14 protein-coding genes are annotated in these 14,404 nt (G+C 65.4%); 10 read left to right on the top strand and 4 right to left on the bottom strand.

Annotated elements, in window-relative coordinates:
* The first annotated feature begins 1 nt into the window (after position 1).
* Both N825_RS13995 and rplI read left to right on the top strand, forming a co-directional pair.
* Positions 2-976 (top strand): DUF2232 domain-containing protein, encoded by a 975-nt coding sequence (locus tag N825_RS13995; RefSeq protein WP_037452695.1) that lies wholly within the window; start codon positions 2-4, stop codon positions 974-976.
* Between the two features lie 2 nt (positions 977-978).
* Positions 979-1,554 carry a 50S ribosomal protein L9 gene (gene rplI / locus N825_RS14000; RefSeq protein ID WP_037452698.1) on the top strand — a complete coding sequence of 192 codons (576 nt, stop codon included), beginning with the start codon at positions 979-981 and terminating at the stop codon, positions 1,552-1,554.
* A gap of 124 nt (positions 1,555-1,678) precedes the next feature.
* On the opposite strand, the gene N825_RS14005 is transcribed toward rplI, so the two are convergent.
* Entirely contained in the window at positions 1,679-1,864 is a 186-nt protein-coding gene (locus N825_RS14005) for a hypothetical protein (protein ID WP_037452701.1), read from the bottom strand.
* Positions 1,865-1,983: 119 nt separating this feature from the next.
* A complete protein-coding gene (locus N825_RS14010; protein ID WP_037452704.1) occupies positions 1,984-2,421 on the bottom strand; it encodes a hypothetical protein in 438 nt (145 codons plus the stop codon).
* Between the two features lie 250 nt (positions 2,422-2,671).
* On the opposite strand from N825_RS14010, the gene N825_RS14015 reads away from it, so the two are divergent.
* The 8 genes from N825_RS14015 (at position 2,672) to N825_RS14050 (ending at position 11,186) form a co-directional block, all read left to right on the top strand.
* Positions 2,672-4,195: a replicative DNA helicase gene (locus tag N825_RS14015; protein WP_157619186.1), complete on the top strand. Its 1,524-nt coding sequence runs from the start codon at positions 2,672-2,674 to the stop codon at positions 4,193-4,195.
* Positions 4,196-4,452: 257 nt separating this feature from the next.
* A complete protein-coding gene (locus tag N825_RS14020; protein WP_037452707.1) occupies positions 4,453-5,226 on the top strand; it encodes an MlaE family ABC transporter permease in 774 nt (257 codons plus the stop codon).
* Between the two features lie 5 nt (positions 5,227-5,231).
* Positions 5,232-6,056, top strand: coding sequence for an ABC transporter ATP-binding protein (locus N825_RS14025; RefSeq protein WP_051512380.1), 825 nt, complete (start codon positions 5,232-5,234; stop codon positions 6,054-6,056).
* A 210-nt stretch (positions 6,057-6,266) separates the two neighbouring features.
* Positions 6,267-7,673 carry a DNA repair protein RadA gene (radA, locus tag N825_RS14030; protein ID WP_051512347.1) on the top strand — a complete coding sequence of 469 codons (1,407 nt, stop codon included), beginning with the start codon at positions 6,267-6,269 and terminating at the stop codon, positions 7,671-7,673.
* Positions 7,674-7,714: 41 nt separating this feature from the next.
* Entirely contained in the window at positions 7,715-8,434 is a 720-nt protein-coding gene (locus N825_RS14035; RefSeq protein ID WP_037452709.1) for a CvpA family protein, read from the top strand.
* Between the two features lie 41 nt (positions 8,435-8,475).
* On the top strand, positions 8,476-9,936 hold the full coding sequence (purF, locus tag N825_RS14040; protein WP_037452712.1) for an amidophosphoribosyltransferase: 1,461 nt from the start codon (positions 8,476-8,478) through the stop codon (positions 9,934-9,936).
* A 27-nt stretch (positions 9,937-9,963) separates the two neighbouring features.
* Positions 9,964-10,671 (top strand): SDR family NAD(P)-dependent oxidoreductase, encoded by a 708-nt coding sequence (locus tag N825_RS14045; protein ID WP_037452715.1) that lies wholly within the window; start codon positions 9,964-9,966, stop codon positions 10,669-10,671.
* Positions 10,672-10,679: 8 nt separating this feature from the next.
* Positions 10,680-11,186, top strand: coding sequence for an arsinothricin resistance N-acetyltransferase ArsN1 family A (locus N825_RS14050; RefSeq protein WP_037452718.1), 507 nt, complete (start codon positions 10,680-10,682; stop codon positions 11,184-11,186).
* 44 nt (positions 11,187-11,230) lie between these two features.
* Here the strand turns inward: N825_RS14050 and N825_RS14055 are convergent, their stop codons facing one another.
* Entirely contained in the window at positions 11,231-12,919 is a 1,689-nt protein-coding gene (locus N825_RS14055; protein ID WP_037452721.1) for a methyl-accepting chemotaxis protein, read from the bottom strand.
* Positions 12,920-13,026: 107 nt separating this feature from the next.
* Positions 13,027-14,400, bottom strand: a complete 1,374-nt coding sequence (gene der, locus N825_RS14060; RefSeq protein ID WP_037452724.1) for a ribosome biogenesis GTPase Der — start codon at positions 14,398-14,400, stop codon at positions 13,027-13,029.
* Positions 14,401-14,404: the final 4 nt, after the last annotated feature.

The raw sequence follows: 14,404 nt of genomic DNA on the forward strand, positions 1-14,404 counted from the left end.
CATGCGTAATGCCCTGCTGATGTCGATCGGCGGTGGCGTGCTCAGCGCGCTGCTCTATCTTTCCGTGACGACTGGCGGCCTAGGCGCGGTCATCCTGGCGTATCTGGCGCCATTGCCACTGCTGATGGTCGGGTTGGGATTGGGCCTGCGGTCCTTCGCGATCGCCGGCACGCTCGCCGTCCTGATCGTCGCCGCGTTCGGTGGACCGCTCTTCGGACTGTCCTATGGTCTGGCGAACGGCGCCGTCGTGGCGTTGATCATCCGGCAAGCCCTGCTGGCCCGGCCTGGGCCCGATGGGCGGCTGGAATGGTACCCGCCGGGATTGCTGCTGATGGCGCTGACCGGTTTCGGTCTGGCCGGATTGATGGCGGCGGCCCTGCTGACGCTGGGCGATCCGGGTGGGCTCGAAGGGTCGGTGCGGGAGTTCCTCTCGGTCGCCTTCGGCGATGCCGCCGGAGCGGTCGCGACGGTGGAGCCGGGTGGCGGTTCGGCGGCTGGTGAGTTGCCGGCTGGTGAGCTGATCGACGGGTTCGCCCAGGTCTTCCCGGCGATGGTGGTGGTTTCGTGGCTCACGATGGCGATCATCAACGCGGCGCTGGCGCAAGGTGTCCTGCTGCGGTTTGGCCGCAATCTCCGTCCCGCGATGCGGATCGCGGAGGTCGAGTTGCCGAATTGGGCGCCCTTGCCGTTGGCGTTGGCCGGAGCCTTGGCCCTGCTGGGCGGCGATGGTCAGTTGGGCTATCTGGCGCTCAACGTGGCGATCGTGCTGCTGGTGCCATTCTTCTTCGCCGGGCTGGCCGTGGTTCACGCCTTTGCCAGTGGGCGGCAGGCCCGGACCCTGCTGCTGGTGGTGTTCTATTTCTTTTTGCTGGTGTCCGGCTGGCCGATCGCCATGGTCGTCGGCCTTGGTGTGATTGAGCAATGGGCCGGGCTGCGCCGGCGGTTCGTCCGGACCGGCCCGGATCAGGAGAACTAGTCATGGATATCATTCTGTTGGAGCGGGTCGAGAAGCTCGGCCAGATGGGTCAGGTCGTCAAGGTTCGGCCCGGCTATGCGCGCAACTTCCTGCTGCCGCAGAAGAAGGCCCTGCGCGCGACGAAGGCGAACCTCGCCTTCTTCGAGACGCAGAAGGCCCAGCTCGAGGCGCAGAACCTCGAGCGCCGCAAGGATGCCGAGCAGGTCGCCGGCAAGATGAAGGGCGTGTCCGTCATCATCACCCGTCAGGCCGCCGAATCCGGCATGCTCTACGGGTCGGTCAACGGCCGCGACATCTCCGAGGCGGTGACCGAGGCCGGCTACACGGTCGAGCGCAATCAGGTCGCGATCAGCGATCCGATCAAGAGCCTCGGCCTGTACGACATCCGCGTCATCCTCCACCCCGAGGTCAGCGTCAACGTCCGCGTGAACGTCGCCCGCACGCTCGAAGAGGCCCAGATGCAGGCCCAGCGTGGCGGCATGGTGTCCACCGCGGACCTGCTGGCCGAAGAGGAAGAGGCCGAGGCCGCCGCCGAAGCCGCCGCCGCCGCAGCGGACGAGGAAGACGAGAACGCCTGACCGGCGTCCTCGGCTTTCCCGTCGAGACCATGCGAAAAGCCCGCCGGCTGTGGCAGCCGGCGGGCTTTTCGTGCTTTCGGAATTGATCCTGTGAAACCCGCCCTCGACGCGAAGGATCGGCAACTCAACCGTTGATCATGGTCTCAAGTTCGTCGGTGTAGACAGCATTCCTGTCCAGTTTAGCCGAGGCATCGCTCGCGGTGAAGTTGAGCATCAGGGAGCCAAGAATGATGCCGATAATCAATCCGGCCGCGGCCCCCATGTGCCCACCACTGTCGTTTTCGTCATGTCTTGGTTCGTGAAACTGCATCAAGCCCTCTCGATATCTGTCTTTGCAACAGACTATCCGGGCAGATGTTGCGACAAGCCTAACGCCGACTGTTGAGCCAAACTTGGCTCAACTTCGCATACCTACAGCGATGCTCGTGCTCAATGGTATTCGTAGGCCCGTGCCTCGAAGTCGCGCTCCATGTCGCGCCACGCGGCGTCCTCGGGATCGGTGTCGAACTCCTCGACCACCTCCTCCATGTCATAGTCGGACCAGCGCAGCACCGAGATCATGAACTCGACCTGATCCGGCCGCAGCCCGACCTTACGCGCCATTTCCGGCATGTCCCGACCTTCGCGGACGTATTGGACGATGTTCCGAACCCGGCGGAAGACATCCTCCTCCACTTCCGGATCATACGCGAAGACGTCAAGGAACTTGCGGGTCCAGGGACCGTCGGCCTCGAAACCCAGGGGCAAGGTCACCTCGTGCCGTTCGGCGATCAGACGCGCCAGTTCGACTTGGGCGGCACTCGGCCGGGCTTCGCCCTCCGATTTCGTGGAGGCGGATTTTCCAGGGCTGTCGGATTTCCGGGCCACGCTGAACCAATCCTTCCTTAACTCGGTAACCGTAATCTCGGTGTCTTGGAAACCTGTCCGGGGCGAAACAGGTCCGGAATGAACTTGATACACTCCCAAGGCTCCCATGATCGCATCCGGAAATCCTCATTGCGAGGGTTAATTTGCAGCATCTTCACAGGCTGTGGATAACTTCCCTCGCCGGGTTCCACAAGCTATCCACAGCCGCGGCGTCTATCTCCACAGGGACCGCTCTGCTAGTCTCCCCACCATGGAAACGATGACCACTGATCCTCGCGCCGCCCGCCCCGCGGATGCCGCCGGCCGACGCGCCAGCTACCGTGTCACCCCGAACAACGCGGAGGCTGAGCAGAGCCTGCTGGGCGCGATCCTGACCAACAACAAGGCCTATGAGAAGGTCGGCGAGTTCCTGAAGCCGGAACACTTCTACGACCCGGTGCATACCCGCATCTTCGAGACGATCCACATCCTGATCCAGCGGGGCGAGGTCGCCGACCCGATCACGCTGAAGCGCTATTTCGAAGGCGATCCGGCGCTGGATAGCGTCGGTGGCGTCGGATATCTCGCCGAACTGGCCGGCAGCGTGGTCTCGGTGGTCAATTCCGAGCATTACGGCCGAATCATCCACGACCTGTACCTCCGCCGCCAGCTCATCGACATGGGCGAGGACATGGTCAACGAGGCGTACAGCCACAACCTGGAGGGTGCCGCCCTCGAACAGATCGAGGGGGCGGAGAAGAAGCTCTTCGATTTGGCGACCACCGGCGACATCCAGGGCGGTTTCCAGCCGTTCAGCCAGTCGCTCCGAGTCGCCATCGAAATGGCGGAGGAGGCGTTCAAGCGGGACAGCCAGGTCACCGGCGTCACGACGGGCCTGATCGACCTCGACCGCAAGCTCGGCGGCCTCCATCCCAGCGACCTGCTGATCCTCGCCGGACGTCCGTCGATGGGTAAGACGGCGCTGGCCACCAACATCGCCTTCGCGGCGGCCAAGGCGCATCTGCGGACCGAGGGCAAGGAAGGCGCCGGCGTCGCGTTCTTCTCGCTCGAAATGTCGGCCGAACAGCTTGCCACCCGTATCCTCGCCGACGAGGCGCAGGTCGCCTCCGAGAAGATCCGGCGTGGCGACCTGAAGCCGGAGGATTTCCAGCGCTTCTCGGAAGCCAGCAGCATCCTGTCGCGCGTCCCCTTCTATGTCGACGACACCCCGGCGCTCAGCATCGCGGCGGTCCGGACCCGGTCGCGGCGGCTGGCGCGGACCGCCGGCGGTCTGGGCCTGATCGTGGTCGACTATCTGCAATTGCTGCGCGGATCCGGCACCAAGGGCAACGAGAACCGGGTGCAGGAGATCTCCGAGATCACCCGTGGCCTCAAGGCCATCGCCAAGGAGCTGGACGTTCCGGTCATGGCGCTGTCCCAGCTCTCCCGCGCGGTCGAGCAGCGCGAAGACAAGCGGCCCCAGCTATCCGACCTTCGTGAATCCGGTTCGATCGAGCAGGACGCCGACGTCGTCATGTTCGTCTTCCGCGAGCAGTATTACCTGGAGCGCGCGGAGCCGAGCCGCCGGCCGGACGAGGCCGACGACAAGTTCAACGACCGCTACCAGCGCTGGCAGCAGCGGCTGGGAGAGGTCCACAACACCGGCGAGGTCATCATCGCCAAGCAGCGGCACGGCCCGATCGGCACCGTCCGCCTGTTCTTCGACGGCCAGTACACCAAGTTCGGCGACTTGGACCAAAGCCATCCCGGCGGCGGTGGCGGCGAGGAATACTGACGCCGGGCGGCTGGCGAATCACAACGGTACGGGGGAGAGCGGCCCAAGGCCCTCTCCCCCGTACCGTTGACAGTGTTATGACGGTTGGGTAGGGTGCGCCGCACAAGGCTGCGCGCTGAGGTGAAGTCGCAACGACTCCAGCAGGTTACATGCATGGTTTCAGCCGTTCCCTCAACGCGTCCGGCCCAAATGCCGTAAATCGGCAGGCGGGCGCGGGTGAGCGGGTCAGCCACCTGCAAGGCTGCCACGGGGGATCAATGGGCTTCCTGACCACGACCGGTCGCGCTTTCCTGGTTTTCTTGGAAGCGACTGGAAGGCTGATGCTGTTCACCAGCCTCGCCATCTCGCATTGCTTTCGGCCGCCTTTCTACTTCCGCCTGATCACACGGCAGATGATCGACATCGGCTACTACTCGCTGCCGGTGGTGGGATTGACCGCCTTGTTCACCGGCATGGTGCTGGCCCTGCAAAGCTATACCGGCTTCGCGCGCTTCCAGGCTGAGGGCGCCGTCGCGACCGTGGTGGTGCTGTCCATCACCCGCGAGCTGGGCCCCGTGCTGGCCGGGTTGATGGTCGCGGGCCGGATCGGCGCCTCGATGGCCGCCGAGATCGGCACCATGAGGGTGACCGAGCAGGTCGACGCCCTCTCCACCTTGGCGACCAACCCCTTCAAATACCTCGTGGCGCCGCGGCTGATCGCCGGGCTGACCATGCTGCCGTTCCTGGTGCTGGTGGCCGACATCATCGGCGTCTTCGGCGGCTTCCTGATCGGCGTCTACCGGCTGGACTTCAACCCCGCCGCCTATATCGGCCGCACCTGGGAATACCTGGAGCCGATGGACGTGATCTCCGGCTTGGTCAAGGCGGGCGTCTTCGGCTTCGTGATCGCGCTGATGGGCTGCTATCACGGCTATCAATCGCGCGGTGGAGCGCAGGGCGTCGGGGCCGCGACCACCAACGCCGTGGTGTCCTCCTCCATCCTGATCCTGGTGTTCAACTACCTGATCACCGGTCTGTTCTTCTCACGATGAGCGCCATGAACTATTTCGCGGACGGCACACCGGTCGGTACGCCACCGGGCACATTCGTCGAGACGCCCAAGCTCAGGCTGACCAACCTCCACAAGGCGTTCGGCTCCAAGGTTGTCCTCAACGGGCTGGACCTGGAGGTCGGCCGCGCGGAATCCCTGGTGGTGATCGGCGGCTCGGGAACCGGCAAGTCGGTCATGCTGAAATGCGCCCTAGGCCTGCTGCGCGCCGACAGCGGCTCGATCCAGATCGACGGCGAGGAGACCACCCGGCTGGGAACACGCGATCGCGAGCGGGTGATGCGCAAGTTCGGCATGCTCTTCCAGGGCGCCGCCCTGTTCGACAGCCTGCCCGTTTGGGAGAACGTCGCCTTCGGCCTGATCCAGGGCCAGAAGATGCGGCGCGACCAAGCGAAGGAAGTCGCGGTGGAGAAGCTGGCGGCGGTCGGTCTCGCCAAGGAGGTCGCCGAGCTTTTTCCCTCGGAGTTGTCGGGTGGCATGCAGAAGCGGGTCGCCTTGGCGCGCGCCATCGCGACGCAGCCGGAGATCATCTTCTTCGACGAGCCGACCACCGGGCTCGATCCGATCATGGCGGACGTGATCAACGACCTGATCATCAAATGCGTCAAGGACCTGGGCGCCACCGCGTTGTCGATCACCCACGACATGGCGAGCGCCCGCAAGATCGCCGACCGCATCGCCATGATCTACAAGGGAAAGATCATCTGGCACGGCCCCGTCTCGGAAATCGACAACTCCGGCAACCCCTATGTCGATCAGTTCATCCACGGGCGGGCCGATGGGCCGATCCAGATGGAGGTCATGCATCCCTGACCCGCGCGCGCGGCGTCGGGCGGGATCTCGCATTCCCGTTCCGTTCATCTTAAATAAACGCCGTTACGCTACCGATTGAACGGTCCAGCCATCGAACGGCCGCGGCTGGCATCCGACCGGGGCAAGTCCCGCGAGGGACGTTTCCGATAGGATGGCGTGCACCTCCATGCTATCCATGCCGCACCGCAACACGTCGAGAACACTGCTACCTTGGCCCGCTCCAACACCCGTTATGTCTGCCAGGCCTGCGGCGCCAGCCACACCAAATGGAGTGGCAAGTGCGACGCGTGCGGCGAGTGGAACACCCTGGTGGAGGAGGCCGTCCCCGAAAGCGCCCCCAAGGGATTGGGCCGCACGGCGGGTGCTGGCCGGCGGATCGATTTCGTCGATCTGAAGGGCGTCTCGGAGCGGGCGCCGCGCCAAATCTCCGGCATCGCCGAATATGACCGCGTATGCGGCGGCGGCATGGTGCCAGGCTCCGCCCTGCTGGTTGGCGGCGATCCCGGCATCGGCAAGTCCACCCTTCTCCTCCAGGTCGTGTGCAGCCTCGCCAGGACGCTGCGCTGCGCCTACATCTCGGGCGAGGAGGCGGTCGATCAGGTCAGGATGCGCGCGTCCAGGCTGGGAACCGCCGAGTCCGCCGTGGCACTGGCGGCGGCGACCAATGTCCGCGACATAGTCGCCTCGCTTGATGCCGCCGACGCGCCCGGTCTCTGCGTCATCGACTCGATCCAGACCATGTATGTCGACACCCTCGACAGCGCCCCCGGCACCGTGGCGCAGGTCCGCGCCTCGGCGCAGGAGTTGATCCGGGTCGCCAAGCGACGCGGCATCATCCTGGTGCTGGTCGGACACGTCACCAAGGAAGGCACCATCGCCGGGCCGCGCGTTCTGGAGCACATGGTCGATACCGTGCTATATTTCGAAGGCGAGCGCGGCCACCAATTCCGCATCTTGCGGGCGGTCAAGAACCGCTTTGGCCCGACCGACGAGATCGGCGTGTTCGAGATGACCGATGCCGGACTGACGGAGGTTTCCAACCCGTCGGAACTGTTCCTGGCGGAACGGCGCGGCGATGTCTCCGGCGCCTGCGTCTTCGCCGGACTCGAAGGCACCCGGCCCGTGCTGGTGGAGATCCAGGCGCTGGTGGCGCCCTCCCCGCTCGGCACGCCACGCCGCGCGGTGGTCGGCTGGGACAACGGCAGGTTGGCGATGGTCCTGGCGGTGCTTGAAGCGCGATGCGGCGTCGCGATCGGCGCCAACGACGTCTATCTCAACGTCGCGGGCGGCCTCCGGATCAGCGAACCCGCCGCCGATCTGGCGGTGGCGGCTGCGCTGGTGTCGTCCTTGACGGGCGAGCCTGTGCCGGCCGACACGGTGGTGTTCGGCGAGATCGGTCTTTCCGGCGAGGTCCGGGCGGTCAGCCAGACCGACGTGCGCCTGAAGGAAGCCGCCAAGCTGGGGTTCGAGAAGTCGCTGATGCCGACGCAGAGGAGCCGCAAGACCAGCGGCCGAGGCGATAGCGGCATCCAGAGGATCGAATTGGCTCATCTCGAGGACTTGATCCCGATGTTCCAGGAAACCCGGTCCGCCTCCTCGGGGCGGGGGCGGGAATGACGCCTTCCATGAACACCCAGATGACGTGACGGATCGCCGACATGGACTCGACATCAATCAACCCGACCGACATCGCCGTCATCGTCATCCTGCTGCTGTCGGCCCTGCTCGCCTTCGCCCGCGGACTGGTGCGGGAGGTCCTGTCGGTCGGCGCCTGGGTTGGTGCCGCCTTCGCGACGCTGTACCTTTTTCCGCACGCCCTGCCCCTGGTCCAGCAGGTCGTCGCCAAGGAGTTGATCGCCAAGGCGGTCGCCGGCCTCTCGGTCTTCTTCGTCTCGCTGATCCTGCTGTCGATCGTCAGCCATCAGATTTCCAAAGGTGTCCGCGGGTCGGCCCTCAGCGCGGTCGATCGCTCGCTCGGGTTCGTTTTCGGGATCGCGCGGGGTGCGGTGATCGTCTGCCTCGCCTATCTAACGGTGGCGTGGGTCTTCCCGCCCACCGACCAGCCCAAATGGCTGCGCGAGGCCCGGACCATGCCGGTGATCCAGACCGGAGCCGAGATGCTTCGCAACCTGGTGCCGGACCGGACCCGCGCGACCACCGATTCCCAGGCGGCCAACGCCGCCGCGACCGCCGCCAACACCGCCAGGATGGCCACCGAGCAGGCCACCCAGGCGGTGCGGGAGGAAGCCCTGAAGCGCCTTTCCACCCCCAAGCCGCCAATGGCCGCCGCCACGAACGCGAGTGCGCCCGTACCGGACTCGGGGTATAAGGACCGTGACAGGACCGAACTCGACCGCTTGATCGAAACCAACCGCTGACAGCCCGCTGTTCCCAAACCCCGCGAAAGGGTTTTGTACCCATGTTGACGACCCATCCGTTCGACGACGACAAACTACGCGAAGAGTGTGGCGTGTTCGGCGTTTACAACCATGGTGAGGCGGCCGCCGTCGCCGCGCTGGGGCTTCACGCGCTTCAGCACCGTGGGCAGGAGGCGGCGGGCATCGTCACCTTCGACGGTGAGCACTATCATATCCAGCATGCCATGGGGCAGGTCGGCGACAACTTCAGCTCCCAGTCGGTCATCGCCAAGCTGCGTGGCCACGCGGGAATTGGGCATGTCCGCTATGCCACCAGCGGCGATACGGTCCTGCGCAATGTACAGCCCCTTTTCGCCGATTTCGAGTTCGGCGGCTTCGCGCTGGCGCACAACGGCAACCTGACCAACGCGCTGATGCTGCGGCGCCAGCTGGTGCGGCGCGGCTGCCTGTTTCAATCGACCACCGACACCGAGGTGATCGTCCACCTGATGGCGACCGCCCGCAGCGGTTCCGTGATCGACCGCATGGTCGAGGCGCTGCGCCAGGTGGAGGGCGCCTACTCGCTGATCGCCTTGGCCAAGGACATGGTGATCGGCGTACGCGACCCGCTGGGTGTACGTCCGCTGGTGCTGGGCAAGGTCGGCGACAGCCACGTGCTCTGTAGCGAGACCTGCGCGCTCGACATCATCGGCGCCGACTTCGTCCGCGACGTCGAGCCCGGCGAGATGATCGTGCTGGACAGCTCCGGCGTCCACAGCCTGCGACCCTTCCTGCCGCAGCACCGCCGCTTCTGTATCTTCGAATACATCTATTTCGCCCGTCCCGACAGCGTTATGGAGGGCCACTCGGTCTATGAGGCGCGCAAGCGCATCGGCATGGAACTGGCGCGGGAGAGCGCCGTCGACGCCGACGTGATCATCCCGGTTCCCGACAGCGGCGTGCCGGCCGCCATCGGCTACGCGGCGGAGAGCGGCATCCCATTCGAGCTTGGCATCATCCGCAACCACTATGTCGGCCGCACCTTCATCGAACCGACGGATCAGATCCGCAACCTGGGCGTCAAGCTGAAGCACAACGCCAACCGGCTGATGATCGAGGACAAGCGCGTCGTCTTGGTCGACGACAGCATCGTGCGCGGCACCACGTCGATCAAGATCATCGAGATGGTTCGCCGCGCCGGCGCCAAGGAGGTCCACATGCGGATCTCCAGCCCGCCGACCAGCCACGCCTGCTTCTATGGCGTCGACACGCCGAAGAAGGAGAAGCTGCTGGCCCACAAGTACTCGATCGACGAGATGGCCAAGTATATCGGCGCCGACAGCTTGGCCTTCATCTCGATCGACGGCTTGTACAAGGCGGTCAAGGAGCCGGGCCGCAACAACGCCCGTCCGCAGTACTGCGATGCCTGTTTCACCGGCGACTATCCGATCCCGCTGCTCGACCGCGACACCCCCGCCGGTGACGGCTCCGAAATCACCTACCGCGCCGAAGCGCGTGGCTGACCAAAATACCTGAAGAGAAGCGTTTAAATGCCGGAACCACGCCTTTCGAACCGCGTCGCCCTGATCACGGGCGCCTCCCGAGGCATCGGTGCCGCCGTGGCCGAGCGGTTCGCCGCCGAGGGTGCGCATGTCATCCTCGCGGCTCGGACCGTTGGCGGCTTGGAGGAGGTCGACGACCGGGTCCGCGCCAAGGGCGGCACCGCCACGCTGGTCCCGGTCGATCTGATGGACCACGACAAGATCGACCAGCTTGGCCAGTCGATCTTCGAACGCTTCGGCCGCTTGGACATCGCCGTCGGCAACGCGGCGATGCTGGGCGATCTCAGCCCGATGTCGCACTACGCCCCCAAGGTGTGGGACCGGGTGTTCTCACTCAACGTTACCGCGAATTATCGTTTGATCCGCAGCCTGGACCGGCTGCTGCGCGGCTCCGATGCCGGGCGCGCCTTATTCGTGACTTCAGGTGTCGCCCGAAACGCCGTCGCGTATTTTGGCGCCTATGCCGCGAGCAAGGCGGCGCTGGAGACGATGGTCAAGATGTACGCGCTGGAAGTCGCGACCACCCCGCTCAAGGTCAACCTGATCGACCCCGGCGTGATCCGGACCAAGCTGCGCGCCCAAGGCTTCCCCGGTGAGGATCCCATGGTCCACCCCGCCCCGGAGGACATCACCGACCGCTTCGTGGAACTGGCCGAACCGGCCTACCGCCGCCACGGCGAGATCGTCCCCGTCTGAAGCTACCCATGCTGACCCGTCCCGCCATCCCGGCAGATGCCGGCTCGATCGCCGAGATCTACAACCAGGGTATCGAGGATCGCGTCGGCACCTTCGAGACCCAGCCCAGGACGATCGACCAGATCCGGGCGTGGTTCGACGCCACGGGACCGTTGGGTCCCTACCCGATCGTCGTGACCGTGGATGCCGGGCGGATCGTCGCTTTCGCCTCGACCTCCCAATATCGGTCCCGTGCCTGCTATGGCGGGATCGCCGAGTTCTCGTTCTATGTCGCCCGCGACGCGCGCGGCCGGGGGGCGGGCCGCGCCGCCTTGGCCGGGCTGATCGAGGCCGCCAGCGCCGCTGGTTACTGGAAGCTCGTTTCCCGCGTCTTCACCGAGAACACCGCCAGCCGCAAGGCCTGCGCCGCCTTGGCCTTCCGTGAGGTCGGCACCTACCTGAAGCACGCCAAGCTCGATGATGTCTGGCGTGACGTGGTCGTCGTCGAACGCCTGATCGAAGAGAACCTGAAATGATCGGATTGGCCGAGCGCTGAGGCCACCCGGCCAATCCCAGTCGTTCAAGCCGCCCGGATGCCCGACAGGAACCGCTCGATTTCATCTCGCAGGGTGTTCGCCTGACCGCTCAACTCCTTGGCGGCTCCCAGCACTTGGGCGGCGGCGGTGCCTGTCTGCGAAGCCGCCTGGGACACCTCGGTCAGATTGGCCGAGACCTCCTGGGTGCCTTGCGCCGCCTGCTGGACGTTGCGCGCGATCTCGTGGGTGGCGGCGTTCTGCTCCTCCACGGCACCGGCGATGCTGGTGGCGATCTCGTGGATCGACGAGATTGTCCGACTGATCCCCTGGATGGCGCCGACCGCGCCGCCGGTCGCCTCACGCATGGCGACGACCTGGGTGGTGATGTCCTCGGTCGCGCGCGCCGTCTGGTTCGCCAAGCTCTTGACCTCGCTGGCGACGACCGCGAAGCCCTTGCCCGCCTCGCCGGCGCGCGCCGCTTCGATCGTGGCGTTGAGCGCCAGCAGGTTGGTCTGTTCGGCGATGGTCTGGATCAGCCCGATCACCTCGCCGATCCGCTGGGCGGCGTCGGACAACCCCTGGACGGTCTCGTTGGTCTGGCCGGCCTCGCGCACGGCCGAGGTGGCGACCATGCTCGACTCGGTGACCTGACGCGAAATGCTGTTGAGCGTCGAGGTCATCTCCTCGGTGGCGCTGGCGACGGTCTGGACGTTGGCGGAAGTCTGCTCGGCGGCGACGGCCGACGCGGCCGACTGGCGCAAGGTCGCGTCCGCGACGGCGGTCATGCCCTGCGCGGTATCGTTGAGTTGGTTGGCCGCCGTCGTGACGCCACCAAGCACCGCCACGGTCTGCCGCTCGAACTGCCGGATCATGTCCTCGACCCGGGTTGCCCGGACCTGCTTCGCCGCCTGCTCCGCCGCCTGCGCCGCCTCCAGTTCCTTGGCCGTCACCAGACCATCCTTGAAGACCTGCACCGCCGCAGCCATCTGGCCGATCTCGTCATGGCGCTCCGTGCCCTGCACCGTCGTGGCGAGTTGACCCTTGGCAAGCGCTCCCATCGTGCCGCACAGCGCGCGGATCGGCCGGGAAATCGACGTTGACAGGAAAAGGCCCGCGGCGGCGCACAGCACCAGCGCCACGACCATGGCGGCGATGATCAGTTTCCAGGTGGTGCTGTACAGGGCGGACGAGGCGTCGCCGACCGCCTGCCCCGACGAGATGGTGACTCGGACCAGTTCCTCCGCCTGCTTCTTCATCTCGCGGAACGCGTTGCGCGAGTCATTGAGGAAGACAGCCGAGGCCTCGTCCTTTTTCCCTTGCCGCGACAGGTCAAACACGGTCTTGGTCGCGCCGACATAGCTGTTCCAAGCCGTCATGTAGCGGCCGTAGATCTCCCGCTCGTGTTCGGATCTATCGAAATCCTCGTATTGCTCACGGGTGTCGGCCAAACGATTCGCGAGGTTCTGGGCGAAGCGCTCCCGCTCCAGCATCAGGTCGACGTTGACCTCGGAAACGTGTCCCGATTCATAGGTGCGGTACTCGTTGGCACCGGTCAGGAGTTCTCCGACATGACCGGTACTCGGCAGCCAACGGTCGCGGAGCTGCTCGGTCATGGCGTTCATCTCGGTGAGCCGGCTCAAGGCGAACAGTCCGAGACCGGCGGAGACGAGGAGTACCAGACCAAACGAGAGGAAAACCTTCGTCTGGATCTTTAGGTTGGTCAGCGCTGTCATTGAATTCTTCCGCTGGGTAGGTCAAGTGGCATGACCAATACCCAACGGAAGTTTCAAATTTGGTAACAAATGGAACCGTTTAGGACAATCTATCCTAAAGGTTGCAATCAATCCTCCGCATAGGGGTTCTTGCCCTTGCGCGTCAGCATACGGATCGGCACACCCGGCAAGTCCAAAGCATCACGCAAGCCATTGACCATATAGCGGATATACGTCTCCGGCAGATCGAGCGGCTTGCTGACCCAAAGAGCGAAGGTCGGCGGCCGCGCCTTGACCTGGGTCATGTAGCGGATCTTGATCCTGCGGCCCTCGACCGCCGGCGGCGGATGCGCCTCGGTCATGCCAGCCAGCCAGCGGTTGAGATCGGCGGTGCTGACGCGCCGGTTCCAAACCTCGTAGATGTTGAAGACGGCGTCGAGCAACCCGTCCAGCTTCTGCTTCCGCAGGGCGGACATGGTCACCACCGGAATGCCCCGCACCTGGGCCAGTTGCGCCTGGAGCTTGTCATCGATCTGCTTGAGTGTGCCGGCGCGGTCGGTGACGATATCCCACTTGTTGACCGCGATGACCAGCGCCCGGCCCTCGTCCAGCACCATGCGGGCGATGGTCAGATCCTGGTGATCCAGGATCGCGTCGGCGTCGACCACCAGCACGACGACCTGGGCAAGCCGAATCACCCGCAGGGCGTCGGCGACCGCCAATTTCTCCAGCTTGTCGTCGACCCGCGCCCTGCGCCGGATGCCGGCGGTGTCGACCAGCCGGATCGGCCTGTCCTTATAGGTCCACTCGACCGAGATCGCGTCGCGCGTCATGCCGGCCTCTGGCCCGGTCAGCACCCGGTCCTCGCCAACCAGGCTGTTCAGCAGAGTCGACTTGCCGACATTGGGCCGTCCCACGATGGCGAGCTGGATCGCCCGCACCGGTTCCGGCTTGCCATCGGCAGTTCCCCCGGCCGCACCATCATCATCCTCGGGTTCGACCTCCTCGGGCGGCGCATACGGCAGCAGGGCTTCGACCAATTCGGCCAAGCCCTCGCCATGCTCGGCGGAGATCGGCACTGGCTCGCCCAGGCCAAGCTCGAACGCCTCGTAGAGGCCGGGAGCGCCCGCCCTGCCCTCGCACTTGTTGGCGAGCAGGATGATCGGGGTGTTGCCCTTGCGGAGCCACGCCGCGAAGTGATGGTCCAGCGGCGTCACTCCCGCCCGCGCGTCGATCAGGAGCAAGGCCACGTCGGCTTCCTCGATCGCCCGCTCGGTCTGCTTCCGCATCCGAGCCTCGAGGCTATCGTCGAACGCCTCCTCCAGACCAGCGGTGTCGATGACGGTCAGGTCGATGCCGGCCAATCGCGCCGGGGCCGCGCGCCAGTCGCGTGTGACGCCGGGTGTGTCGTCAACCAGCGCCAGCTTCTTGCCGACGAGCCGGTTGAACAGGGTGGACTTGCCGACATTGGGCCGGCCGATGATCGCGACGGTGAGAGACATTGCT

It is taken from the genome of Skermanella stibiiresistens SB22, assembly GCF_000576635.1.
Classification (GTDB): domain Bacteria; phylum Pseudomonadota; class Alphaproteobacteria; order Azospirillales; family Azospirillaceae; genus Skermanella; species Skermanella stibiiresistens.

Excerpts from the sequence above, each read along its gene's own strand:
- N825_RS13995 (WP_037452695.1), top strand. The coding sequence starts at position 2 with ATGCGTAATGCCCTGCTGATGTCGATCGGCGGTGGCGTGCTCAGCGCG.
- rplI (WP_037452698.1), top strand. The coding sequence starts at position 979 with ATGGATATCATTCTGTTGGAGCGGGTCGAGAAGCTCGGCCAGATGGGT.
- N825_RS14005 (WP_037452701.1), bottom strand. The coding sequence starts at position 1,864 with ATGCAGTTTCACGAACCAAGACATGACGAAAACGACAGTGGTGGGCAC.
- N825_RS14015 (WP_157619186.1), top strand. The coding sequence starts at position 2,672 with ATGGAAACGATGACCACTGATCCTCGCGCCGCCCGCCCCGCGGATGCC.
- N825_RS14020 (WP_037452707.1), top strand. The coding sequence starts at position 4,453 with ATGGGCTTCCTGACCACGACCGGTCGCGCTTTCCTGGTTTTCTTGGAA.
- N825_RS14025 (WP_051512380.1), top strand. The coding sequence starts at position 5,232 with ATGAACTATTTCGCGGACGGCACACCGGTCGGTACGCCACCGGGCACA.
- N825_RS14035 (WP_037452709.1), top strand. The coding sequence starts at position 7,715 with ATGGACTCGACATCAATCAACCCGACCGACATCGCCGTCATCGTCATC.
- purF (WP_037452712.1), top strand. The coding sequence starts at position 8,476 with ATGTTGACGACCCATCCGTTCGACGACGACAAACTACGCGAAGAGTGT.
- N825_RS14045 (WP_037452715.1), top strand. The coding sequence starts at position 9,964 with ATGCCGGAACCACGCCTTTCGAACCGCGTCGCCCTGATCACGGGCGCC.
- N825_RS14050 (WP_037452718.1), top strand. The coding sequence starts at position 10,680 with ATGCTGACCCGTCCCGCCATCCCGGCAGATGCCGGCTCGATCGCCGAG.
- N825_RS14055 (WP_037452721.1), bottom strand. The coding sequence starts at position 12,919 with ATGACAGCGCTGACCAACCTAAAGATCCAGACGAAGGTTTTCCTCTCG.
- der (WP_037452724.1), bottom strand. The coding sequence starts at position 14,400 with ATGTCTCTCACCGTCGCGATCATCGGCCGGCCCAATGTCGGCAAGTCC.